Genomic DNA, 25,631 nt, shown 5'->3' with positions numbered 1-25,631 from the left:
GCGCCGGCCATGTTACCTATACAGCGGTCTCCTGAACCTGACGTCGATGCGCAAGATTCAACCTCGGCTTCGGCACTGGTCGGCTGCCAGGTTCGGCAGCGAGCGAGCGCTCCAGTTGCTGCAGGCGTTCGGTCACGCCATGCGTCTCGCTCGGCGCTTCGCTGATCGCCTGGGCGGTTTGCAACACCTTGTCGATGGCTTCGAACGGGTCTTCGCCGTTCCTCGCCAGCTTCATGACCTGACGCTGTTTTTCTGCATCCAGTGCGTCCAGTTGGGCGTAGAACATTTTCTGGATGTGCTCGGAGTAGCTGTTGAGGTTATCAGTGAAGGTCTTGATGCTCTCGATGAGCGCGGCACCTCCATCGAGCAGATCCTTCGCACTGTCCACGGCTTTTGCAGCGCGGTCACCCAGCGTCGTCAGCCCGTCCTTGAGCTCTTGGGTGTGCAGTGTCTGCGCTGCTTTCAAACCTTTCTTGAAGAAGTGGTAACGCAATACCGGAAACACAATTGCCCCCGCGATTGCCCCTGCGCCGGAACCGATGGCGTTGCCGATTCCGGGTACCACGGTGCCGATGACACTGCCGATGGCGATGCCTTTGCCGATACCGTAAAAGACCGATTTGATACCGGCCCGGGAGGTGATGAACTTGCCGAACGTCATGCTTTTGCGCACCTCTTCGATGTTCTTGCCTTCAGGAATCAGGCCATCGAATTCGGTGGTCAGGTTGTGCAGTTGCTCCGCGGCAGTTTGCGCTTTATCAAAGATACCGACCGCTTTTCTGAGCAGGTCAAAAACCACTTTGAAGGCACCGGTCTGATCGACATGGACGATTGGGTTGTTACCGACGAAACCGTACAGATTCAAACCATCCACGTCCCCCGCCGGATCGGCACTGATCCAGCGCTGCAACCACGGCGCATAATAGCGGGCGCCGTAGTAGTACAAACCGCTGACATCCATTTCCTTGCCGGAATAGCGGATGAAGCGGTATTCGATTTCCGACTCCGGGGCCATCCAGGCGGTTTCGCCGAATGGGTAATAGCCTTCTGCGCTGGTGACCACGGCGTCTTCATTGAGCTCCATCACGCAGGAGCCGAGGTGGTCTTCGAGGGGGTAACGCATCTGGTCGTCTATCGGCGTTGAACGTTGCGCCCAATGCAGGCAGCGCGCATTACCGAGGCTGATGATGTGCAGCTCTTCACCGTTGTCCTTGCTGCGGATTTCCAGGCCCGGCAGGTAGCGCACCTGGTGGAAGTGGCGGGTGTTTCCCCTAAACCATTCGTGACATTTGAGAACCCGTTGGCCGGCGCTGTACTGGTAATACTCGCTGTCGTTGGCGCTGTCCGGGCGAATAACCAGATCCACGCGCTCCAGTTCATCACGGCTGTTCCAGTGCAGTGCCGGAACGTGTCGCAGCTTGCGTTGGTTGCCATGGGGGTCGAACAGGGCATCGAAGTCCGGGACCTCATCGCCTGTTTGCCAGCGCACCGCGCGATTGCTGTTGTCGTCGATATACATTGTTCGGGTACGACTGTTGCCGTCGCGCTGATGACGCAATTCGCTCAGATTGCCGCCGTCGTCGTAGCTATACGTCTGCGTGTAGTTGAGGCGGTTTTTCTCGTCGGGCGGTTGCGGCAGGCCGGGAATGTCCGGGGGCAGGGCGTCGTCATGACCGGTCGCGCGGATCAACCGGTAGAGGGAGTCGTAGCTGAATCCACGATGCCCGTCGACCCGCTGATTGGCGAACCAGACGGGCTCGAAGGCGTGGTCTTCGATGCGGATGATATTGCCGACGCGATCGTAGAAATATTCCAGATCCTGCAATCGGGATTGCCTGGTCTTTCCGCTGGTCTGCGTGTGCAGGCGTCCGTCGGTCGGGTCATACGTCCACTGACTGAGCACACCGTTGCCGGCCAGCTGCGCGATGATCTGGTTGTTGGCGTTGTACTGCGCATCCTGCAGAACTTGCGTGACCTGCGCCTGGACTTGCAGCTCCATTTGCCTGAGTTGCCCGGCAAGACCGAAGCGGGAGGTTCTGCGATGCCCACCGGCATCGGTTTGCTCCAGCACCGCGCCCAGCGGGCTGAATACCTGACGGCTGGTGAAAGACTGGCGGTCGTGAAAGAGGCGGATCTCTTCCACTGGCTGGCCGGTGAGCGCGTAACTGACCACTTCGAACGAACCGGAGGCATCTGTCTGTTGAATCAACTGGCCACGGCGGTTGTAACCTGCATCGGCATAACCGTCGGCATAGGTGAAGGTATCGATTTGCGTCTGGTCGTTGCCGGTGATCTGGAGCATCACCATGCGCAGTTGCTCGTCGAATGACGACTGGCAATGCTGATCGCGGCCGTCCCATCGCTGCACTGGCTCGCCCGCCGGGCCTGGCAGCACCAGACGCTTGCCGCTGTCCACACTGTCGGTGTAAAGCGCAGCACCGTTCAGCGCGTAAACGATGCTGACGTTTGCAAGGGCCAGACGCGGATCCTGCTGCACGGCCAGACGGCCGGCGACATCGTATTGCTGGCGAGTCACGAGGGCTTTGGGGGAAGAGCCGGCCACGTTGCGCAGGTAATCGACCTGACGGACAGGCAAGCCTCGGCCGTCCGTGGCCGACAAGGACGGCGTGTGCGCATGCATGGATTCACTGCCCATTCTTGAACCTGGTGACCAGTGAGCTACCGGTTTTTTTCGCCGCCCGATGTCGCTGCCTTGCCAAGTACTGGTTGTCCGTCGACCCCATCTCTTTGTAATGCGCGAGGCCGGCCTGCGCTTGCGCGATGTTTGCAAGTACAGCCCGGTTTCTTTGCTGCAGGCCGGAACGCGTGATGACTGCCAACGTTTCGCTGGAGGTGTTGCCATTTGCATTCGGCAGCACCTTGGTGGGCGAAACACTGTCAACGCCCAGTGCATCAAAGGCATTCTCTGCCCACGCAGATCGTCCTTCGATGGCTGCTTTCCAGTCGCTGAGCATTTTCTCGATCTTTTCGATTTTCACCGGATCGAGGCGGTTCTTGATGTCTTGTGCTTCCTGCGCCCGGCTTCCCATATTGAGTGCGCCGGGAATGATGGGGATTACCGATGCGAATACTCTGTTCATCCAAAACAATGGGTTGGTGATCGCATTGAGTGCCGGATGGAGCAGCTCCCTCCTGAAGTCTTTCCAGGAGTTGATCTCCCTGACCGATTCCTGAATTCCCAGACTTTGATCGATCGCGCCGACGGACATCTGCGAGGTCTGCGGTATCAAAGGACCGACACGAAGCCTGACATGGTCAGCCAGTGGTTCGCCGACCGCCGCGGCGACATCCCCACCGATGTTGCCGCCAATCAAGCCTGAGGGTTTCAACACATTTGCCTCTACTTTAAGGGCGGGGATCATGGTGTCAAATTGCGTACCACCGAGGGATCCACCCTCATAACCGATAACTCCTCTGAGGGTTTCTCCCGCCAGATTCATTGCCATGTTCAGTGCAACATCCTGATGAATGATGCTGTGCAGCTGCCCCAGTACTGCTTCGGAATGACCTTCCACGGCGGATGCGAACGCCGAATACAGCATGATCACGCCTTCTGCTCGCTTGTTGCCGTCCGGATCGACGAAACGGATCGGATTATTTCCCACGAATGCATATAAATTCAGGCCGTCCGCCTGCTCGGCGTCAGTACTGATCCACCGCTGCAACCACGGCGCGTAATAACGGGCGCCGTAGTAGTACAAACCGCTGACATCCATTTCCTTGCCGGAATAGCGGATGAAGCGGTATTCGATTTCCGACTCCGGCGCCATCCACGCGGTTTCGCCGAATGGGTAATAGCCTTCTGCGCTGGTGACCACGGTGTCTTCATTGAGCTCCATCACGCAGGAGCCGAGGTGGTCTTCGAGGGTGTAACGCATCTGGTCGTCTATCGGCGTTGAACGTTGCGCCCAATGCAGGCAGCGCGCATTACCGAGGCTGATGATGTGCAGCTCTTCACCGTTGTCCTTGCTGCGGATTTCCAGGCCCGGCAGGTAGCGCACCTGGTGGAAGTGGCGGATCTTGTCGGTGAACCATTCATGACATTTGAAGACCCGTTGGCCCTGGCTGTACTGGTAATACTCGGCATCGTTATCGCTGTCCTGGCGGATAAGCAGTTCCACGCGCTGCAGTTCATCCCGGCTGTTCCAGTGCAATGACGGACCGTGTCGCAGCTTGTGTTGATTGCCATGAAGGTCAAACAGAGCGTCGAAGTCCGGGACCTCATCACCTGTTTCCCAGCGCACCGCGCGATTGCTTTGATCGTCGATGTACATGCGCCGGGTACGACTGTTGCCGTCGCGCTGATGACGCAGTTCGGTCAGATTGCCGCCATCGTCGTAGCTATACGTCTGCGTGTAGTTGAGGCGGTTTTTCTCGTTGGGCGGTTGCGGCAGGCCGGGAATGTCCGGGGGCAGGGCGTCGTCATGACCGGTCGCGCGGATCAACCGGTACAGGGAGTCGTAGCTGAATTCACGGTGGCCGTCGACCCGTTGATTGGCGAACCAGGTCGGCTCGAAGGCGTGGTCTTCGATGCGGATGATATTGCCGACGCGATCGTAGAAATATTCCAGATCCTGCAATCGGGATTGCCTGGTCTTTCCGCTGGTCTGCATGTGCAGGCGTCCGTCGGTCGGGTCATACGTCCACTGACTGAGCACACCGTTGCCGGCCAGCTGCGCGATGATCTGGTTGTTGGCGTTGTACTGGGTATCCTGCAGAACTTGCGTGACCTGCGCCTGGATTTGCAGCTCCATTTGCCTGAGTTGCCCGGCAAGACCGAAGCGGGAGGCTCTGCGATGGCCGCCGGCATCGATTTGCTCCAGCACCGCGCCCAGCGGGCTGAACACCAGACGGCTGGTGAACGCTTGGTTATCTTGAAAAGTGCGCTTTTCTACCAGTGCCTGCCCGGTGAGGGCATAACTGGTGATTTCCAGCAAACCTGAGGGATCCTTCTGCCGGATCAACCGGCCGCGCAGGTTGGAATCGGCTTCGGCAGAGCCGCACGCGTAAGTGAAGATATCGAGCTGATTTTCGCCGTTTCCCGAGACTTCAAGCTGCACCACACGCAATTGGTCGTCAAAGGTCGATTGCCAGACATGGCCGCGCTCGTCCCAGCGTTGCCGGGGCTCACCGGCCAACCCCGGCAGCAGCAAACGCCAGCCGCTATCGACACTGTCGGTGAACAGCGCATCGCCATTGAGGGAATAAACAGTGGTGGTGTTTGCAATGGGCAGGCGCGGATCATGTTGCGCGACTGGATGTCCGGCCACATCGTGTTCCTGAGACGTCACAACAGCACTCACCGCGTCCTCTGCCACGGTACGCAAGTAAGTGACCTGTCGGACCGGCAGGCCGCGGCTGTCATTGACGGCCAAGGCCGGCGTGCGCCAGTGCAGGGAGGCGGTCATGCTCCCGACTCACTCGAGGGCACCACCTCCTCGGCGGTGTCGTTGCAGTCCTCGCTGGTGTGGTACCAGGGATGATAAGTCTCGCGGGAAAAGTAGCCTTTGGCATTAACCAGCGTGACCAGGCGCCCCGGCGCGTCATAGAACAGCTGATCGAAGAGCCCGAGCTTGCGCAGCGATTGATCATTGACGTAGCGGTGCGTGTTAGCGAAAAACGCGCGGAACTGGCGGATCGGCAAACCCTTGTTGTTGTACTCGACGCGTTCGCTGATACGCCAGCGTGTCTGCGTCGGTTGCTCACCTTCTTCGATGAGTAATTCACCGTGCTCGCCCACCACATAAGCCAGCCCCGGGTCGACCTTTTGCTGGGTTTGCAGTACCCGACCAAAGCCGTCGACACAGGTTTTGACAATCTGGATCTGCGCGACGACTGGGTCTGTAGGGTAGCGGTCGGCGCTGAGCACCACGGTGTGTACCGGTTCTCGGTAAGCCAGTTCAATTGCCTCGATCAATTGCTGGTCTTCAGGCGTCAGGGCGTGGCTTTGCGCAAGTCGGCGACGGGCACTGGCACGGATCTGCCCGCCGGGCAACAGGTCGCCTTGCATGATCGACCGGTTTCGAAGCGTGGAGGAGGGGATTGATCCCATCCAGCTAAACGGGTTTTTGTGCAGCGTACTTGCTGCTTTGCCTACGGTGTCCTCTGGAAACTGGATGGCGTATTCCGGACTGGTGTCCGGCAAGGTCCAGCCATCGCCCAGCTTCTCGAATCCGGCAGGTTCACCATTTTCGGTACCGTAAAAGCTGACGACCAGTGGCTGGCCGGAAGGCTCGTAAATGACTTCTTCGAAGTTGTCGTTGGCGTCCTTGATCAGCCTGGGTTTGAGGGCGTGGTAATCGAACTCCGCTACCTCGACCGCACACTCGTCGGGCAACTCCATGCGCATGACCGCCAGGTAGTGTTGATCGTATTCGGCTTTGGTCACGCCATGGCTTGGCGTTTCATTGAAATCGAGCACTTTGTAGAACGCTTGCAAGCCGCCATACCGAGCCAGATTGAACCGCGACGACCAAAGGTTTTGTTCCTCGCTCGGCGGCGCTTCGAACAGCAGTTGCATGGGGTCGTAACCAATTGCCGCGAGGGCCTCGCGGATATTCACGTCCGGCACAATGCTATAAGCGTCCAGCGCGGTTTTATCCAGCAGGGCAAGCTCCAGAGAATGCGACAGGGCTTCGAATCCGGCGACGCCGTCATCCAGTTCAATGCCCTCTACGTCCACATAGCGCTGTATGGATTGGGAAGTCAGTACCCGTTCGATGGCCCATTCTTGCGAATCCTGCAGCTTTCTCAACGATTCAAAAGACACCTGTGACGGGTTCAGCTCGCCGGGGAGCGTACCTTTGGCAAATTTCAGCGCATCGCCCCGTTCCAGATACGGCAAGCCCAATCGCCATTGCTGTGGCTCTGGCAGGTTGATCAGACGCGCACGGGTTTCACTGATGTAAAAGTATTGCTGCGCGTCGTCGTGTGCGTCGGACCACCATTGATTCAGGTGATCTTCGGTAAAGGGGGGCGGGCTCTGGGCGGTCAACCTGCGCGCATAGCTGACCGTAAGTGCGTGGGTCGCGGCGCCATAAGCGTCCCAGCGCAGGGTGACATCGTGGCGGCACAGCGGGTCATCGATAAAACCGTCGTACTGATAACTTATTGCTTCGACCTGAAGGGGCAGCAGAACGGCTGCGGCATATTGCCCCTGCGGCCGCACCTCGCGCACCAGATAACGCTTCTCCTCTACCGAGTACGGCGCGGCTGCACCGGGCGCCTGCGCATCGGCGCGGTAGGGGAAAATTTCTGTTCGAGCGACCGAGCCAACCAGCGCCTGCGCAACTCGATAGCGACTGTCGGCATCCTCTGGAGTGACGGGCTCATCGATTTCACCTTTGGGGTGGTAACGACTGAACAAGGTTTCGCCCAAAGGGCAGGCGCCCACGTCCGCGCTGAAATAATCGTCGCGCGAACGATTGATTTCCTCACCGTTGTGAAACCAGGTGCACGTTTGGACCGGCTCGCTGAAACCTGGCTCTGAGGGGTCGGTTCCGACTTCGCAGTCAAGTTGCTGCAGATAGCCGAACCCGCGAAATTCCCGTTCCCTGCCGTCGTAAAATCCCTCGCGCCAGATGAATGACTGGGTCAACCGGTTATCGGTGATCTCGTCGTGTTGCTCCTGCTTTTTCACCACAGCCAGCGGAAACGGCAGATGACATACCGGTGCCCGCTCAAGCGCCAGCAGCCGCTCCTTTTCATCCAGCCATTCCTGGGCCGAGCTGCGATAAGTCACGCTGCAAGAGCAGCCCATGTTGTTGTTACTGTTGACCAGCAGATAGGGCTTGGCCGCAACGAAATCGTAGCGCCAATGCCGAGGCTGGATATGCGGTACCGTCAGAATCAGGCTGGCGCAACCGAGGCCTTGCAGGTCGGCGAAACTGACCTGGCACAAACGGTCATAGCGCACCTTCTCAGGCCACGGCACGCTGACGGGAATCTGCTCCAGACCATTGCCGCCCCGGTTCAGGTAAATGTCGAACCCCTCGGATTTGAGATAGATCAATGCCGGCGCGCCGGAGCCATCGAGGTCGGCCAGACGCACTCGCGAGGCGTCGAATTCTTCGTAGGTGAAGGGCAGGGCGCTGATCTTGCGACCCTTGCCGAATTTGCCGTGACCAAGATTCGGCCAGCAGCGGACCTCGTCATGGCGGATGCGACACAGCTCGGGCATGTCGCTGCCGAGCAGGTTACCCAGAAGCACCAGTTCGGTTGGCGAGTTGCTGAACACCGGCAAACGGTCGCCAGCGTATTCATGGGGTATTTCTTGTGCGGCGGCGAAGCCTTTTTCCCGCAGGCTGGCATAGAGACGCACAAGGTTGGGGCTGATGCTGGCCGCAGACATCAAACCGTCCCCGCTAAAGTCCCCCATGATCAAAGCCAGATCCTGGTGCTCCCTGGGGAATTTATCGAAAGCGCTGAACAATTCGAATTGTCGCTGTGCATTCAGGGCATGAAACCCGCAATAACCCAACCGGGCAATGATCAGGTCCAGGCGCCCATCGCCGGTCAGGTCAATCAGTTGCGCCACGGCGCGGTTGCGATCTGCCACGGGAATCTTGTCCAGCAAAGCCCATGGGCCGTAACCGATCAGGTCGGTGCCAGGCGCCGCGCGCAGCGGTTCACGGTAATACCAGGCGTTGTCGTAGCGGCAGAGAAAGCCCGGCACACCCTCGCCATACAGATCGACACATTGGTAGAACCCGCCGTCTTCGATGCCCGGTTGGGTCTGGTTTTCCAACAGGCGCGCCGGTGTTTTATTGATCTGGAAGGGGGAGTACTCGAATTCCATCGGTGGCGAGTGCTCGACCTGGCCTTTGGCGTCAAAGGCCTGATAGTGCGCTGCGCTGATCTGGCTGTAGGTCCACTGCCCAGTGTTCTGGATCGGTCGGTATTCCAGCAGCAGGCGACGTGCAAGTTTTGCCTCTGTCGCCAGGCCCTCGGGGAAGTGATGAAACATCAACACCTGCTGGCAGAGCCTGCGAGTGCTCAGTTCAAAACCCTGGCCATAGCTGGAAAACGGATCCGGTCGCAGCTGCCAGCGGTTCGCTTCATCGTAGGTCGGGACCTCGCTCAACGAGTTGCTGCGCTCGCCATAATCGAAGAGCAACTGGAAGTGCCAGGGCAGGTCCGTCGGCCGGTCAAAGTCCCAGCTATAGAGGCGGTCGCTCGCCGTGGCATTGCCGTAACACACCCGTCGCAGATAACGCTGGGCGCGGTAGTCGTGAGTCGGGTCTTGCTCGTCAGGCTGGTCGTCGGGTTTGTACTCGTAACAGATATGTTCGCCATGGGCGTTCATGCTTTCGCACAGCAGCCAGCTACTGATACGCGATTCGTCGTCGGGGTCGGCGCGGCGTGCGGCGGCCGTTTTGCCATAGACATGCAGCGTGCCGTCAGCGCCGTGCACTAGCCAGAAGGGGCGACCACCGTCAGCCGGATGCCAGCATTCGCGCAGGGAAAAATCACTTTCAATTCGCGCCCGGTAAGACAGCACGTTGTGCTCGGCAACAGAGACGCCGCGGTAACTGTTTTCGCTGCGCCATTTCAGGTTGCCGTCGTCATCCAGCTCGGGCATCCACACTTCGCCGTCATGACCGATGATTTCATCGTGCTCGGTATAGCGTGGAACACCTTTGTTGGTGCGGCGGCTGATCTGGCTCAGGCCCAGGTTGCAACCAAGGCCAAACGGGCCGTTACCGCTCTGACTGTTGATTGACAGGGGTATTTGCGGGCCGTAGCCACGACCGCTCGATAGCGGGATCGGCAAATCGCATCCAGCCGAGGCGGTCGGCCCTACGGCGCTCCAGCTCTTGCCGATGGTGGCGATCGATGAGCTCCGGGCGATGGAGGGAGCAGTGATGCTGAGATCTTGATCGGCCATGGTCGAATCCATTCGCGCTGCGTAAGGCGTATGGATAGACGCTAACAGGAGTAGCCGGGAAATGGACCTGTCAGATATGACAGGTGCACAAGATCATTTTATGTGCATTGCCAGCGTTATTATCGCGATCGGTTAGCACCAACAAAAAACGGCCGGGCATCTTTGCGGATGCACCGGCCGTTTTCATCACGCCAGAGGCTTACTGCACTTCTACCGCCAGGCTTTCGCTGATCTTCTGTTGCCAGATAGCAGGACCGGTGATGTGCACCGACTCACCTTTGCTGTCCACCGCAACGGTGACCGGCATGTCCTTGACCTCGAACTCGTAGATCGCTTCCATGCCCAGCTCGGCAAATGCCAGCACCTGGGACTTCTTGATCGCTTGCGCAACCAGGTAAGCGGCGCCGCCGACGGCCATCAGGTACACAGCCTTGTTGTCCTTGATCGCATCGATGGCGGTCGGGCCGCGCTCGGATTTGCCGATCATGCCCAACAGGCCGGTCTGCTCGAGGATCTGCCGGGTGAACTTGTCCATCCGCGTCGCGGTGGTCGGGCCAGCCGGGCCAACCACTTCGTCACCGACCGGATCGACCGGGCCGACGTAGTAGATGAAGCGACCTTTCAGATCTACGGGCAGGGTTTCGCCCTTGTTGAGCATCTCGACCATGCGCTTGTGCGCAGCGTCGCGACCGGTGAGCATCTTGCCGTTGAGCAGCACGGTTTCGCCCGGCTTCCAGCTTTGCACGTCTTCCGGGGTCAGGGTGTCGAGGTTGACGCGACGCGCGGAAGGGCCGGCTTCCCAGACGATTTCCGGGTAGGCGTCCAGCGGTGGCGCTTCCAGCGAGGCCGGGCCGGAACCGTCGAGCACGAAGTGTGCGTGACGGGTGGCGGCGCAGTTGGGGATCATGCACACCGGCAGTGAAGCGGCGTGGGTCGGGTAGTCCATGATCTTCACGTCGAGCACGGTGGTCAGGCCACCGAGGCCCTGGGCGCCGATGCCCAACTGGTTGACCTTCTCGAACAGCTCCAGACGCATTTCTTCGATGCGGTTCTGCGGGCCACGGGCCTTGAGCTCGTGGATGTCGATGGATTCCATCAACACTTCCTTGGCCATCACCGCGGCTTTCTCGGCGGTGCCGCCGATGCCGATACCGAGCATGCCCGGCGGGCACCAGCCGGCGCCCATGGTCGGCACGGTTTTCAGTACCCAGTCGACGATCGAATCGGATGGGTTGAGCATGGCCATTTTCGACTTGTTCTCGGAACCGCCGCCCTTGGCCGCTACGTCCACTTCCACGGTGTTGCCCGGGACGATGGAGTAGTGAATAACGGCCGGGGTGTTGTCCTTGGTGTTCTTGCGGGCGCCCGCCGGGTCGGCCAGGATCGAAGCACGCAGGACGTTTTCCGGCAGGTTGTAGGCGCGACGTACGCCTTCGTTGATCATGTCGTCCAGGCCCATGGTGGCGCCATCCCAGCGCACGTCCATGCCGACACGGACGAACACGGTAACAATACCGGTGTCCTGACAGATCGGGCGGTGGCCGGTGGCGCACATGCGCGAGTTGATCAGGATCTGCGCCATCGAATCACGGGCCGCTGGCGATTCTTCGCGCAGGTAGGCTTCGTGCATCGCCTGGATGAAATCCACGGGGTGGTAATAGGAAATGAACTGCAAAGCGTCGGCAACGCTCTGAATCAGGTCATCTTGCTTGATCACGGTCATGAGTCGCGCTCCTCGAAAAAAAACGGTGGGGAAGCTACAGGCTTCTAGCTTCGAGCGGCAAGTTAAAGCAGTACGCGAACAGCTTGAGCTTGCCGCTTGAAGCTTGCGGCTCGTAGCTGTCCCTCTGTGGCGCGACGCTAAAAAGGCGCGGCAGTATACCGCGGCTCGATGGGGCGTACACGCGCCAGCAGTCATTCATTGCAGCAGCTGCAAGCTGCAAGCCTCGAGCGGCAAGTTAAAGCAGTACGCGGACAGCTTGAGCTTGCCGCTTGAAGCTTGCGGCTTGTAGCTGCCCTTCCGGGCCGGGCGGGCCACACTTTTGACGCCATTTTCCCGGCCCGAAAATCGGTGGTCATTTAGCGACCGGGCCTCTAAAGTGGCATCCGGTCTGTAGAGTAGGACACTCGGTCAGCCTCCTATCGCACGGTGAGTCAACGATTGACCCATAACGCCATTCAACGCCTGTTGCTCAAACGCTTCGCCCTCGCTGCGGCCACCTACGGATTGGCTTTGCTGCTGCTGTGGCTGGCGTTTTTTACCGGGCATTACCAGCAATCACTCAGTGGCGTGGCCATCGGCAGCGCCCTGGTGGTGATCAGCCAGGCGACGCTGTTCGGGTTGTTCTGGAGCGGGCGCAACCAGCGCTTCGCCGACCCCAGCCTGACCGAAGCGCAAGTGCTGATGGGGCTGGGCTGGCAGACGTGGCTGATTGCTCATGTAGACGAGGCGCGCGGCGCGTTCCTGGTGTTCTACGTGCTGATCCTGCTGTTCGGCCTGTTCCATCTCACTCGACAGGTGTTCATCCGCTGCGCGCTGCTGGTGTTCTTCAGCTTTTGCGCGATTACCCTGTGGGACGCTTATCACTTTCGCCTGGCCGAACCTGCACTCGCGGCGTTGCAGGTGTGCATTCTGGCGATGGTGCTGGCGTGGCTGGTGCTCTACGCGCGGTTTGTGCAGGTTTCGCGGCAACGCCAGCGGCAGCGTCGGTTTGCCTTGCAGGCGCATCAGGACACCCTGCGCGGGATGATGCGCCAGCTCGAAGATCTGGTTGCCACCGATGAATTGACCGGGCTGTTCAATCGCCGACATTTCCTGCGCATCGCCTCGCGCGAGCTGAATGCGCTGGACAGCGACGTGATGCACGGGCTGGCGCTGATCGATCTGGACCACTTCAAACGCATCAACGACCTGCACGGCCACGCCGCCGGCGATCAGGTGCTGCAAGCGTTTGCCGGTGTGGCGCAAGCCTGCCTGCGCGACGGCGATGTGCTGGCGCGTTACGGTGGCGAGGAATTCGTGGTGCTAGTGCCCGATTGCGATGCCGAACGCCTGACCGCCTGTTGCGAGCGTTTGCGCATTGCCTTCAGCGAGGTCGAATTGATGGGCCTGCAAGTGCGCAACCTGAGCCTGTCGGCGGGCATGACCCTGTTGTGCGTTGGCGATGATCTGGATGAGGCGTTGCAGCGTGCCGATCAGGCGCTGTACCGCGCCAAGCGCGACGGGCGCAATCGCTGTGCCGCCGCGTGGGAGAACGTCGATGCCTGAACTGCGCGTCGGTAATCGGCAGTGGACGGTCGAGCGGGGCAGCAATCTGCTCGATGCTCTCAATCAGAACGGCGTCGCCGTGCCCTACAGCTGTCGCGCCGGCAGTTGCCACGCCTGTCTGGTGCAATGCGTGCAAGGCCTGCCCGCTGACAATCGCCCGGACGCCTTGAGCGCCGAGCAACGTCAGGACGGTTGGCGCCTCGCCTGCCAATGTCAGGTGAGCGAGGACTTGCAGGTGCATACCTTCGATCCGGTTACCGACGGTCTGCCGGCCGTGGTCGAAGCACTGGACTGGCTCAGCGACAGCGTTCTGCGTCTGCGCCTGACCCCGCAGCGGCCACTGCGCTACAGCGCCGGTCAGCATCTGGTGCTGTGGATCGGCAACATTGCCCGTCCGTATTCATTGGCAAGCCTGCCGCAGGAAGACCGCTTCCTCGAATTTCACCTCGATTGCCGCCAGCCCGGCGAATTCATCGATGCCGCACGCCAGCTGCAGATCGGTGACTCGATCCGTCTCGGCGAACTGCGCGGCGGTGCCTTGCACTACGATCCGGACTGGCACGCCCGGCCACTGTGGCTGCTGGCCGCCGGCACTGGTTTAGGTCCGTTGTTCGGTGTGCTGCGCGAAGCCTTGCGTCAGGATCACCAAGGCGCCATCCGCGTCATTCACCTGGCCCATGACGAGCGCGAGCATTATCTGGCCAAACCCCTTGCCGCACTGGCTGCGCAGCGGGAAAACCTCAGCGTCGAGCTGTGGACCGCGGCCGAGTCGGCCGCCGCTTTGGCGCAACTGCGCCTTGTTTCCCGGCAAACCCTGGCCTTAGTCTGCGGCTCGACGGCCAGCGTCGACGCCTTCGCCAAGCGTCTGTACCTGGCCGGATTGCCGCGCAACCAACTGCTGGCCGACGTGTTCCTGAGCCGTGGTTGAGCGCTGACCTTTCAGACGCGAGACATGCCATGCCTGAAACCATTGTGCGCGAACGCGAACGCGGTCTGCTGACCCTGCGCCTCAATCGCCCCGACAAGAAAAACGCCCTGACCCGCGCGATGTACAGCCGCCTCGCCGAAGCATTGAAACAGGCCGACAGCGACCCTGAAATCAATGCCGTACTGATCACTGGCAGTGCCGAATGTTTCACCGCCGGCAACGACATCGCCGACTTCCTCGAACAACCGCCGAGCGACCTCGACAGCCCGGTGTTTCACTTCATGCTCAATCTGCTCGAATGCCGCAAACCGGTGATCGCGGCCGTCGCCGGTGCCGCGGTGGGTATCGGCACGACCATGCTGCTGCACTGCGATCTGGTCTATGTCAGCCGCGACGCCCGGCTACGCATGCCGTTCGTCAACCTCGGGTTGTGCCCGGAGTTCGGTTCCAGCCTGATCCTGCCGCGCTTGCTCGGGCAAGCAAAAGCGGCGGAGTTATTGTTGCTGGGGGAAGGCTTCAGCGGCGAACAGGCAGCGCAGTGGGGGATTGCCACCCAAGCGCTGGACAGCGGTGAAGCGGCGTTGAGCAAGGCGCGGGAAGTGGCGCTGCGATTTGATGAATTGCCGGCCCAAGCGGTGCGCATCAGCAAGCAATTGATGCGAGCACCGGATCGGGATCTGCTGCGCAAGGTGATCGAGGAGGAGGGCGCGTTGTTCACCCAGCGGTTGCGTTCGCCGGAGGCAGTGGCGGCGCTGACCGGGTTTTTTCGCTGAGTGTTAAGACGCCTTCGCGAGCAGGCTCGCTCCCACAGGAGATTGCATTTCAAGTGTGGGAGCGAGCCTGCTCGCGAAAGGGCCTTACCAGACAAAATATCTGTTGAATCATAAGCAAAAAAGCCCCGCCATTCACATGGCGGGGCTTTTGCGTTTCAGCTGCCGTTCACTCAGACCTGCGGATCACCGACATGCAGGATCTTCATGCCGTTGGTGCCGCCGGTGGTGTGGTAGCTGTCGCCCTTGGTCAGGATGACCCAGTCGCCTTTTTCCACTACGCCGCGCTTGGTCAGCTCGTCGATGGCTTTCTGGCTGACTTCGTGCGGTTCCAGCGAGGCCGGGTCGAACGGGATGGTGTAGACGCCACGGAACATCGCCGCGCGGGCCTGGGCTTCGCGGTGCGGGGTGAACGCGTAGATCGGCACCGAGGAGCGGATGCGCGACATGATCAGCGGGGTGAAACCGCTTTCGGTCAGGGCGATGATCGCTTTGACGCCCGGAAAGTGGTTGGCGGTGTACATGGTCGCCAGCGCGATGCTTTCGTCGCAACGGCTGAATTCCTTACCGATGCGGTGGCTGGAGGTCTTGCCGGTCGGGTGTTTCTCGGCGCCGACGCAGATGCGCGCCATTGCCTGCACGGCTTCCAGCGGGTACAGACCAGCAGCGGATTCGGCCGAGAGCATCACGGCGTCGGTGTAGTCGAGCACGGCGTTGGCCACGTCGGACACTTCGGCGCGGGTCGGCATCGGGTTCTGGATCATCGACTCCATCATCTGGGTCGCGACGATCACCGCCTTGTTGTGGCGACGTGCGTGCAGAATGATTTTCTTCTGAATGCCCACCAGCTCGGCGTCGCCGATTTCCACACCGAGGTCACCACGGGCAACCATTACTGCATCGGAAGCCTTGATCAGGCCGTCGAGGGTTTCGTCGTCGGCCACGGCTTCGGCGCGTTCGATCTTCGCCACCAGCCAGGCAGTGCCGCCGGCTTCGTCGCGCAGTTGACGGGCGTATTCCATGTCGGCGGCGTCACGCGGGAAGGACACCGCGAGGTAGTCGACTTCCATTTCGGCGGCGAGCTTGATGTCAGCCTTGTCTTTTTCGGTCAGGGCCGGGGCAGTCAGGCCGCCTCCGCGACGGTTGATGCCCTTGTGATCGGACAGCGGGCCGCCGATGGTCACGACGCAATGCAGCTCGGTGGCGGTGGCGGTTTCAACGCGCATTACCACGCGGCCGTCGTCGAGCAGCAGCTCGTCGCCCACGCCGCAGTCCTTGACCAGATCCGGGTAGTCGATGCCGACCACTTGCTGGTTGCCTTCGGTCAACGGATGGCTGGTGGAGAAGGTGAACTTGTCACCGATCTTCAGCTCGATCTTCTTGTTGGCGAATTTGGCGATACGGATTTTCGGGCCTTGCAGGTCGCCGAGCAGGGCGACAAAGCGGCCGTGCTTGGCTGCGAGGTCACGCACCAGCTTCGCGCGAGCCTTGTGCTCGTCGGGGGTGCCGTGGGAGAAGTTCAGACGGGCGACGTCCAGACCAGCCAGAATCAGCTGTTCGAGAACTTCCGGCGAGTTACTGGCCGGGCCAAGGGTAGCGACGATTTTGGTACGACGGACGGACATGCAAAGACTCCTGAGTTCAAGCGCAGGCAGAGGCTACTATGCTCGAAGGGTGTAGTCATTGTTCGAATGCACTACTTATCGTTTTCTTTATTGAACGCGGCAACTTTGCGATCTGCGCGCCTGAAGATTTCCGACCAGGGGTCGATACAGAGCACAAGACAGGAGAACCCCCATGCGATTGTTGCCCATTGCCGCCCTTGCCCTCAGCGTCCTCGCCGTGACGGGCTGCACCCGTTGGTCGATGAACCATCATTTGAACAACGCCTACAGCGCCTACGAGCGGGGCAATTGCGAGCAGGTCATGCTCGAACTGTCCAAGGTCGAACGCGCCAGCCGCGCCCGTCCGTACGTGTGGCCGGAAGTGTCGATGATGCGCGGCCAGTGCCTGGAACGGCAGAAGCTCTACATCGACGCGGTACAGACTTATCAATTCATCATCGCTTCGTACCCCAACAGCGAATACGCCTACCGCGCCCGCGCGCGTCTGGAAACCTTGCAGAGCCTGGGCCATTACCCGACACGCAGCGCTGCTGCGGTGGTGCGGCCGACACGCTTCTGACAGTGTTGTCGTACAAAATCTGGCCGTCTGTACAAGCTCCGCTATAGTCAAGGAAACCGTTTCGAGACTTGTCTCGATAACGGCGCAACACCTGCGACTGGCAGTTACAAGGTGACGGCGATCGTTACGATCGTTACGACCGTCACACCGGAAGCGGGGAGAGCGGGCCTGCCGCGCAGGTTCGTTCCGAAGCACAGGTGCGGCTCCTTGCGGAGCCCTGCATGGCGAACAGCACATCATGTTTACCGACCGCCGGATCGAACGGCACCAGTTGCCGTACTACCTCAGAGTATTCAACAGCGTTACCGACAAACCCGTCGGCTTTCTCGGCAATGTGTCGGCGGACGGGCTGATGCTGATCAGCCAGTTGCCGATGATGGTCGGTGCGGATTTCCAGTTACGCCTCAAAGTCCCGGCCCGTGATGGCAGCCAGCAGGTCATCGATTTCAGCGCCTGCTGCGTGTGGTGCCATGAAGACGCGACGCCGCGGCATTACGACGCCGGTTTCATCCTGCGTCGCGCGCCGGCGGAGTTCGGCGAGCTGGTGCTGGCGCTGCAGCAATACTTCAGTTTTCAGCCGTTGCCGGCTTCCGCCTGAACAGCAAAAGATCGCAGCCTTCGGCAGCTCCTACAGGGGGAATGCATTCCAACTCCAGGAGCTGCCGAAGGCTGCGATCTGTTGATCTTGTCGTCACGCGATCGTGATCGCCCGCTCCTGATCCAGCGCCTTTTCCGCCAGCAATAACCCCATCTCACTCAACTGATAGATCGCCATCGCCAGATGCCGTGGCTTGTCCTCTAGGCTGTCCGCCAGGTCGAGCAGCAGAATGCTGACCGAAGAAAAGGTTTCGTAAGTCTGGATGGCCATGGCTTCGGGGTTGATGTCAGGCGCGACCATGAACATCTGCATGCCGCGATCGACGGAATTGCACGATGGCGCAGATGCGGGTTTTTTCAGGTAGTGGTCGAGGGCTTTTTCGGCGGCCTCGTGGAGTCTGGTGGAATCGGGGGAAGCGTAGGGGGAGGTCGAGCCTTCGGTTTCCGGGGGATTGGGTGTTGGTTTGATCATTGTCGTATTGCCTCGATGAGGGCCAGCACCTGTTCGCGACTAAACGAAAAGGGGTGGCGGCTGAACGCAGGTTAGTCGACCGGGAGGCATACGAATTACCGGCGCGCCCGAAGGCGCCCTGCGCACAGCCACCATCGAGTGCGGGGATAGGGATTACCCGACTGGATGACGCTTATGCACCTTCATATACCTACCGGGCGACTAAACCCGACCACTGATTGGCAGCGGCACGGATCACGTTACGGGGCAGCTTCAAAGCGCACAAGCCGGCGGATTCTGAGTGATGTGTAGGCAACGGCGCAACCTGATGTAGCCGCGTGTTAACGGCTGAAGGACGTCTGCATGTTGCGGCGTGGGAATAGTTACCGCTGGTCGGGACTGTCAGAGTTGACAGGTGGCGGGTGCTTAGTTCCCATGTTCAATGCCCTTAACAACTGCCGGTGGCAAGCAAGGGAAGCTCATCATGTCCGAGGATTCGAAACAAGGTGCTGATAGTCCTGAACAGGGCGCATTCAACAACGAAGAACCGACTGTCCCGTTACGAGACGCCTGTAACGTTAAGCCAGGAGTGTTGATTGACGGCCTGCAGTTTTATTACGCCGGTCAGGTTTTGCTCGTCGGTACAACCATGGACATAACGTTCAATATTCCGCAAAGAGATGGCCTGGATCACAACGTGCACCTCGATTTCCACACCGCTGCGGGTGATTACATGCGGGTCATCGATAGTAAGTACAGGGATTACACCTGGCATACGGTTCGTATCAGCGGACTGAAGGAAAGTGCCTCCGCTCGATTTGATGGTCAGTGGGATTACAAGGGCGACTGGTCAAACTGGACCTCCCAGCATCTTGTAGTGAGAGCTCCTGCCAAGTTCCACCCCAAAGCAGTTGTTACAGTCGGCGGGACGGTGTCAGGTACTGCCCGCTCAGGCAGTGTGATAAAGCTTGTGCGTCCTGCCGACAAAGCCGTAATGAGTACGACGCACACTACTCCAGATCATGGACCGTGGACTGTCACATTATCGACCGGTCTTCTTCAAGGCGTGCACGAGCTGCTGATCCGTGAAGACGTCGACGGAACGCTGGGTCGATATACCGAAACGTGGACGTTCACCGTTCTGAACAAAATCCAAATCACGTCCCCGAATATCAGTCTGCCCGTCGAGAGTGTTCAACCCGTAATCAAGGGGCGCGGGGCGTACAAAGGCGCCACAATCACGGTTTACATAAAAGGTTCAACGTTGCCTGCCGTCTCTTTCACTGCGGTTTCCGACGGCGACTGGGCCGCAACCAGTACCTATACTTTTGCGCGAGGGGCTCGCTACACCCTCGTTGCCCAACAGAGTCTGAACGGAATCTTTGCCGACCTTGGGGATCCTCAAGAGTTTTACGTTATCGGGCCTCCAGTATTTACAGCGCCAAAGCCCAACCCCGCTTCGCCGCCAATCGTGGAAGCCAAAACGATGTTCGAGGGGACCGGCGCCACGGGGTTCTATCAGAACAGGGTCGACGTGTATTCAGAGCAAATGGGAAGCAACGCCGTGACCGTGGGCTGGCCTGATCCCGTGACTGGAGAATGGCGCCGAGAAGGCACCCTTTCACCCGGCCCGCATTCGATTTTCGGCACGCACACAGTCAATGGGATTACTTCAATAACAAGTGAACCCTTCGGCATACGAGTACGCACGGGCAAGCCGACGGTCACATATACGCAAGCCAATGAAACGATCACATTTTCCGGCACCGGACATTTCGACGAGAAGCTCAGAACCGAAATCGAGTTCACGATCCTCGAAAGTCCAGCCGACCCAATGCCGGTCGCGCCTCCAAATGCACAAGTACAGCGCAACGGCACTTGGAGCACCACCGTAACGGGCTGGAAATTTGGCACCTGTAAAATCAACGCCGTCCAGAAGATCAGAGACAACGCCAGCGGCTGGATCGACTCGCTGCCGCTGACCTTCGAAGTAAAAAATACCCTCCCCGATGTCAGTGATGTGCAATTCACCAACGACTACCAACCGACCTTCAGCGGCAAAGGTTTCAACGGCGCCACGGTGAACCCACGCAGGCCCAATAGCGGGGATCTCGAAGCGCCAGCAGTAGAGGTTGCTGGCGGGCGGTGGTCGACCAAGGCTTCAACGGTCTGGGGACCGTCGTTCGAGCGCCAGGTCCACATCAAGCAATATCTCGACGGTCACCAGTCACCAAACTGGTTTGTCCTCAAAGTCACCATCCCGCCGCAGGCCCCTGGCCTGAACGAGCCTGAAGATGACGGACTTTCGCCCAGGTTCAGCGGCACGTGCTGGCCGGGTGCAACCGTGAACATTGAGTACAGCGACGAAACCGGCATTGTGCACAAGGGCATCGTCAGTGCTGGCACGTGGCAGTTCAGGCGCGACAAAGAATTTGCCCTGGATATCACACATACCGTCACGGTAACCCAACTCGCCGCTCAGCAAACTTCGCAGCCGACATCCACGACCTTCATTGTCAGGAGAGCGATGGTCACGCCAGTGATCACCCAGCCGCCGGACGGCTCGCAAGTCGGTCGTGCTGTAACGGTCGAGGGCGCGATGGGTATGGTGGGCGCCACTTTGCAACTGCGCGACAAGCAGTTTGATCGCCCCTTGGGCGATCCGAAAATATTGAGCCAGGATGGCAACTGGTCGATTGACCTGAGCCTTGAGCAATTCAGGCTCTACACCTTTGACGCCCAGCAGACACTGGACGGTCGACCGTCGCTACACAGTGACGAGCATGAATTCACGGTGGTGCTGCTGCCGCCGGAATTTCTCCAGCCGATACCAAACGGCAAGTTGCCACGAACCGCGTTGCTCAAGGGGACGGGCATGAGGGGCGGGGTTGTCGAAGTCTGTCTGCAAGGGCTTGCCGAACCTCTGCTCAGTGATGTCATTGTGGGTGGGGCGGGCATTTGGCAAGCCGAAGTGACGTTGCCGGTGGGCAGCAAAACGATCTGGGCCCGGCAAAGATTCACGGATGAAAGCGGCAAACTGCAGGAGTCGAAAGACAGCGAGCCGCTGCACTTTGACGTTGTGCCAGCTGCCCCCTTCCTTGAAACCCCGATCGAGGGCGATGCCATCGGACAGCAGGTTGTGGTGTGCGGTTTTGGCGTGCCGGGCGATACGGTCACGGTGACGCTGGTCGGAGCCACGCGCTCAGAACCGGCAAGCGCCATCGTGCAGGAAAATCGCACCTGGTCAGTGATGCTCGCTGCAAGTCCGCCCGACGGGGGGCTTTACCGGCTGGAGGCAATCGCATCACTGGACGGGTTCGAATCATTTGAAACCCTGCGCTCGGTCATTTTGGGTACTTTTGTGCCTGCCCTCGACGAGCCGGCGCCGGGACGCTGGGTCAGTCATCCAGTGCAGTTCAGCGGCAAGGGCCGTCCGGGCGTGGGCGCCGTCGTGAGTTGGTACAACCCGGATGTTCAGTGGCTGGCTCAGTTACCTGTGATCGATGAGCACTGGCGCGGGGAGGCGACAAGGCAACTGCCTCTGGCGGGTAACTGGTACCGATTCCGGCAGACGCTGACTGACGCGGCGGATGACGCGACGGTGTCCGATTGGGCCGACAGTGCGCGTTTTGAAGTCGAAGCCGCACGCTTGCGCAACGACAATTCCTGAAACGCGGCTTCCGACGAACGGCTATAAAACCTGTCATAACTGACAGTGGACTTGGCGACGTTCGAAGCGCTCAATCGTACTTACTGAATGTGTAGCCTGACGAAGGACGTCAGGCTGCGCGGGCCAGTTGTCGCCTAAAGGAATCTGATCATGGTTGATTCGCGCCGTCCCGCCCTGCAACTGTTCGATCAGTTGTTCAGCGAGGAACAACGAGCACAGAACGTCGGACTGCAGAACCTCGAAACATACCTGCAAAACGGTGGATCAATTTATCCACTGGTTGAAAGGGGTGTTCAATGCATGCTCCAGGAGCATCAGCTCAGCGTTGAGCAAGCGCAACAATATTGGCGCGGCGCCAACAGCATAGCCACGTCTCAGCGGCGCCAATTTATCGAGCAGACGCTGAGGGGCACCAGGCCCGCGCCAAAGCGCAGCTCCAGCGGTTTGTTATCGATCGTGGACGGTCCCAATTATCACGCTCTGATCGGTACCGATTTTTCCGCGTTGTGCCCGCCAGATGCGCTGGAGTCCATCTGGTCGCCAGTAGCCTATCTGATCGACTTGTTGCGCTGGGTTCGTGACCGTCTGGAGGGCATCAACAAGGAAGAAAAATATGCGCTGCATAACCGGCGCACGGATTTGCTGGCACTGAACGTCGACTTCAATGCGGTTTATCAATCGATCTCGTCTGTAGACATCATCGTCGAGGTGCTGGAGAAATTCATCAAGGCGAACACGGATATCAAGTCGACCGAAGACGCACTGATCGAAGCCCGCTATCCCAATGGCCTGCCTTATTACCAGCATTGGGTCACGATTGATGGTATCGCGCAGTTTCACGACTTGTCGGTGGGCGATTTCGAGCACCGGGTCGACCTGGCTTATCCCTATTTTCTGCAAGCCAATGCTCGAGGTGCCAATACTGCAAAGGGTTTCGCCCATGCCTCGCGGCTTGGCCCTTATCAGCGCCTGTTGCTGACAGAAAAGCGTGCGGATTTCGAACTTCGCGAAGCTTTTTTTGCGCACAACTTTGGTACCACCAACCTCGACAAATACCAGAATCTCAATCAGGTGGTGTTCTTGGGTGGGCGCACCAAACTCGACAGTCGACAAATCGAAGCCCTGCTGTCGATTGGCGACTTTGCTCCCGTGCGCTCGGCCAATGTGACTTATGCCGATGTCAAGCCCGAGCATCCGGAAAGCGAGCGCTCAGGGTCGATCTATATCAATGACAACACTGCGCCCGCATTGCGAATCGATCCTGCAACCAAGCCTTTCCTTCGATTGACGGTCAGCCCCGACGAAGCCATCGGGTTCAACCGATATACCCGGATAAATCAGATGGTGCGCCTGGCCAACTGGACAGGATTGCCGTTCGAACAGGTGGACACAGTGTTGACATCGGTCATCCGGGCAACAGGGCGCGGCAATTCAACGAAAGGTCACAGCAACGAGATGGACATCTCCAGTGGCGCGGTTCATGCGCTTGGGTTGTTCCAGACGTTGCGCGAGCGCTACGAATGCACCGCCGGGGACTTTGCTGTGTTTGTGGGTGAGCTGTCGGTTTATGGCCGCGGTGAAGCGCTCTCGCAATTCGATCAGGTGTTCAATTTTCAAACCGGTTATCGCGAGCCTTTCAAGCTCGACAACGATGAGTTTGCGGTCGCGCCGATACCGGGCGAGGTGGATCTGACGATCAGCCAGCTCTGCAGTGGTCTGGCGATTGATCCGCAGACTTATTACGTGTTGGCGAACGCAGTGGCCAAGGCTCATGGCTTTACCGACAAATTGAAGCGCAACGCAGCGATCATCTCGAGCTTCTACCGTTTGGTGAGGCTGGCTCGGCTGTTGAACATCACTCCGGTTGAAGGCGTGCTGATGCTATCGATCCTGGGTGGCGATGACTGGGTCAATGGCTTGGCCGGTACTCCTGTCATCCACGATGTACCGGACGGTTCACCGGATGCACTGGAACTGATCGAGGCTATGCAAAGTTGCGTGCAGTGGTGCGCGCAAAACAATCTGCCGGTGTTGTGGGTGTTGCAGCATGCGGTCGCTGCGCCAGCGGCTCAGGATCCATCCGAACAGGATGAGCAGTTTTTCGAGCAGATTCGCAATTTGCTGCCGACTGCACAGTTGTCCAATAGTACGTTTCTCATGGCAGGCGTTCCGGCAGCCGGGGCCGCGGACTGGATCGAATTTCTCGCGACATCCGCCGACAACCTGGGGCCGATAACCGACGGGCATGGTTTGATCCTGCCTCTGGAGGGAAGCGCTGAGATGTATCTGGCCTCCGTCCATAAAAAAATCGCTTGGGCGGTCGACAGCGCCTTGGGTGAGATCGAGCCAGTGTTGCGGCAGAACATCATCGACAGCATGGTCAGCGCGTTTTTACAGATGCGCGATGCGCAGACTTCGCTGGTCAAGGAGACGCTGGCGGCATACGCCGGTGTTGGCGTGGATCAAGCATTGCCGGTCCTGAACTGGGCAGACGTCACGGTGCATCAATTGCTGCTGCATGTGCTGGAGCAAACGGATACGGGGAGCGAAGGGGCCGGCCGAATTCGCTTCCGAGCTGCCGACGCGTCATTCGATCTACTGGCTGAAGTTCGCCGGCGCAGTGAGGTGGTGTCGACACTGGGGTTAAGCGCGGCGCTGTTGCAGGATTATCTGGATAGCGGCTACAAGGACTGGCTGGTTCAGGACGACAAACATGCGTTGACGGTGCGCACTCTTTATTACCTGACCACGCTCACGCGCGCTTTCGCTCTTGCCTCAACCTCGAGCGGCCAAGCGCCAGAGAAGCTGTTGGACTACCTGCGTCAGGTCAACGCATTGCCGGATGTCACCGGAGATGCGAGATGGCTGGCACAACAGGCGGCGGCGATCAAACTGGCCGATTTTTTTGGCTGGAGCGTTCAGGAAGTGCGCGAATGTGTGAGCCGCATCGATCCCGACCTGAAGGTGTTGAAAAACCTTGCCCAGCTCGATTTGTTGATGCGCGTTCTGGCGCTGTCCACCGAGACCGGCATGGATGCGTTAACGATTTTTCTCATTGGTAATCTGCCCGAAACCGTCGACAAAAAATCCTATGCCGATGCCGCGGAACATGCGCTGCTTGGCGAGTCCGATACTCGTGCCCCGATCGTGCATGTTCCCGGCGACGTCAAAGAACTGGTCACAATCACGTGCGAAGTGGTGGATCACAGCACCGTGGTGGCCAACAAACCAGGCGAAAAAGTCACTTATAAAGTGACCCTCAAAGACGCCAATGGAAAGTCGCTGAGTGGCGTCAATGTTTATTGGCGCGCCACATTGGGAACCATTGCATACAAGGCGACCGGCACGGACGGCACACTTTTGGCCGAATTTATCCCCGGCAAGGTCATGGGCCGCGACACGCCAATGTTTTGGCTGGACTTGTTCGAGCCGCAATACGCCCCTCCCATAGAAATCACCGCCGACTTCACTACGTTATCGTTTCCGATTGCGGAACTTTCACCTACGCCTTTGGAAACAGTGAAACACGGTCATGAAGTAGAGCTGTATGCGGTGCTGGAGGACGCCTACGGAAACCGCGGACAAAACTCGCTCGTGGAGTGGTTCGGCAAGAGCGTTCCGCCCGCGAAGATGGATGCCATCACTGTTCGGCCGGCGCAGGGGTTCACTGATCAGCAGGGGCTTACCCGGGTTTTTGTCTCAAGCAAGACGGGCGGCACATTCGTGTTCGGTGTTCGCTCTCAGTCTGGGGAAAGCGAAAGAATATTCCCCAATGCCATTACCTTTGCCAAGGAGTAGCGGCAGGGCGTTGCGTACCGCCTGGCGAACGTTTTTCCCCGGGCCATATTCCAAGGAG

Annotated in this window: 13 protein-coding genes; 7 read left to right on the top strand and 6 right to left on the bottom strand. The window is 59.2% G+C overall.

All coding sequences use genetic code 11. The features are described from left to right. Positions 1 to 16 precede the first annotated feature (16 nt). The 4 genes from GXB78_RS08150 to GXB78_RS08135 all read right to left on the bottom strand — a co-directional run bounded on the left by GXB78_RS08150 (position 17) and on the right by GXB78_RS08135 (position 11,630). Complete coding sequence (locus GXB78_RS08150) at positions 17 to 2,656, bottom strand: RHS repeat domain-containing protein (RefSeq protein ID WP_329515041.1); 2,640 nt, start codon at positions 2,654 to 2,656, stop codon at positions 17 to 19. Further along, a complete protein-coding gene (locus GXB78_RS08145) occupies positions 2,646 to 5,429 on the bottom strand; it encodes an RHS repeat domain-containing protein (protein ID WP_329515040.1) in 2,784 nt (927 codons plus the stop codon). Before GXB78_RS08145 ends, GXB78_RS08150 begins: the two co-directional genes overlap by 11 nt. Then, a complete protein-coding gene (locus GXB78_RS08140; RefSeq protein ID WP_329515039.1) occupies positions 5,426 to 9,907 on the bottom strand; it encodes a SpvB/TcaC N-terminal domain-containing protein in 4,482 nt (1,493 codons plus the stop codon). The genes GXB78_RS08145 and GXB78_RS08140 overlap by 4 nt, the downstream gene beginning before the upstream one ends. Positions 9,908 to 10,106: 199 nt before the next feature. Then, positions 10,107 to 11,630 carry a fumarate hydratase gene (locus tag GXB78_RS08135; protein WP_329515038.1) on the bottom strand — a complete coding sequence of 508 codons (1,524 nt, stop codon included), beginning with the start codon at positions 11,628 to 11,630 and terminating at the stop codon, positions 10,107 to 10,109. A gap of 438 nt (positions 11,631 to 12,068) precedes the next feature. Between GXB78_RS08135 and GXB78_RS08130 the strand changes: the two genes are divergently transcribed. Genes GXB78_RS08130 through GXB78_RS08120 form a run of 3 tightly spaced genes read left to right on the top strand, consistent with a single transcriptional unit; the run spans position 12,069 to position 14,876 of the window. Then, on the top strand, positions 12,069 to 13,175 hold the full coding sequence (locus tag GXB78_RS08130) for a GGDEF domain-containing protein (protein ID WP_329515037.1): 1,107 nt from the start codon (positions 12,069 to 12,071) through the stop codon (positions 13,173 to 13,175). After that, a complete protein-coding gene (locus tag GXB78_RS08125; protein WP_329515036.1) occupies positions 13,168 to 14,103 on the top strand; it encodes an iron-sulfur-binding ferredoxin reductase in 936 nt (311 codons plus the stop codon). The genes GXB78_RS08130 and GXB78_RS08125 overlap by 8 nt, the downstream gene beginning before the upstream one ends. 29 nt (positions 14,104 to 14,132) lie before the next feature. Beyond that, on the top strand, positions 14,133 to 14,876 hold the full coding sequence (locus tag GXB78_RS08120) for an enoyl-CoA hydratase-related protein (protein WP_329515035.1): 744 nt from the start codon (positions 14,133 to 14,135) through the stop codon (positions 14,874 to 14,876). A 170-nt stretch (positions 14,877 to 15,046) separates the two neighbouring features. On the opposite strand, the gene pyk is transcribed toward GXB78_RS08120, so the two are convergent. Then, positions 15,047 to 16,498, bottom strand: a complete 1,452-nt coding sequence (pyk, locus tag GXB78_RS08115; protein WP_024014116.1) for a pyruvate kinase — start codon at positions 16,496 to 16,498, stop codon at positions 15,047 to 15,049. Between the two features lie 172 nt (positions 16,499 to 16,670). Between pyk and GXB78_RS08110 the strand changes: the two genes are divergently transcribed. Both GXB78_RS08110 and GXB78_RS08105 read left to right on the top strand, forming a co-directional pair. Continuing rightward, entirely contained in the window at positions 16,671 to 17,057 is a 387-nt protein-coding gene (locus GXB78_RS08110; protein WP_208939991.1) for a tetratricopeptide repeat protein, read from the top strand. A 238-nt stretch (positions 17,058 to 17,295) separates the two neighbouring features. Beyond that, positions 17,296 to 17,655 carry a PilZ domain-containing protein gene (locus tag GXB78_RS08105; protein ID WP_329515034.1) on the top strand — a complete coding sequence of 120 codons (360 nt, stop codon included), beginning with the start codon at positions 17,296 to 17,298 and terminating at the stop codon, positions 17,653 to 17,655. A 93-nt stretch (positions 17,656 to 17,748) separates the two neighbouring features. Here the strand turns inward: GXB78_RS08105 and GXB78_RS08100 are convergent, their stop codons facing one another. Beyond that, complete coding sequence (locus GXB78_RS08100) at positions 17,749 to 18,126, bottom strand: DUF6124 family protein (protein ID WP_329515033.1); 378 nt, start codon at positions 18,124 to 18,126, stop codon at positions 17,749 to 17,751. Between the two features lie 463 nt (positions 18,127 to 18,589). On the opposite strand from GXB78_RS08100, the gene GXB78_RS08095 reads away from it, so the two are divergent. Together GXB78_RS08095 and GXB78_RS08090 are read left to right on the top strand one after the other, a co-directional pair. Continuing rightward, positions 18,590 to 21,775 carry a hypothetical protein gene (locus GXB78_RS08095; RefSeq protein WP_329515032.1) on the top strand — a complete coding sequence of 1,062 codons (3,186 nt, stop codon included), beginning with the start codon at positions 18,590 to 18,592 and terminating at the stop codon, positions 21,773 to 21,775. A gap of 150 nt (positions 21,776 to 21,925) precedes the next feature. Continuing rightward, the gene (locus GXB78_RS08090; protein WP_329515031.1) at positions 21,926 to 25,573 is read left to right on the top strand and encodes a Tc toxin subunit A; all 3,648 of its coding nucleotides are present in this window, start codon (positions 21,926 to 21,928) and stop codon (positions 25,571 to 25,573) included. Positions 25,574 to 25,631 lie beyond the last annotated feature (58 nt).

The sequence above is a fragment of the Pseudomonas moraviensis subsp. stanleyae genome (genome assembly GCF_036283065.1).
Taxonomy (GTDB): Bacteria; Pseudomonadota; Gammaproteobacteria; order Pseudomonadales; family Pseudomonadaceae; genus Aquipseudomonas; species Aquipseudomonas stanleyae.
Note: the sequence above shows the minus strand (reverse complement) of the source record. Positions and strands in the feature narration are given on the sequence as shown.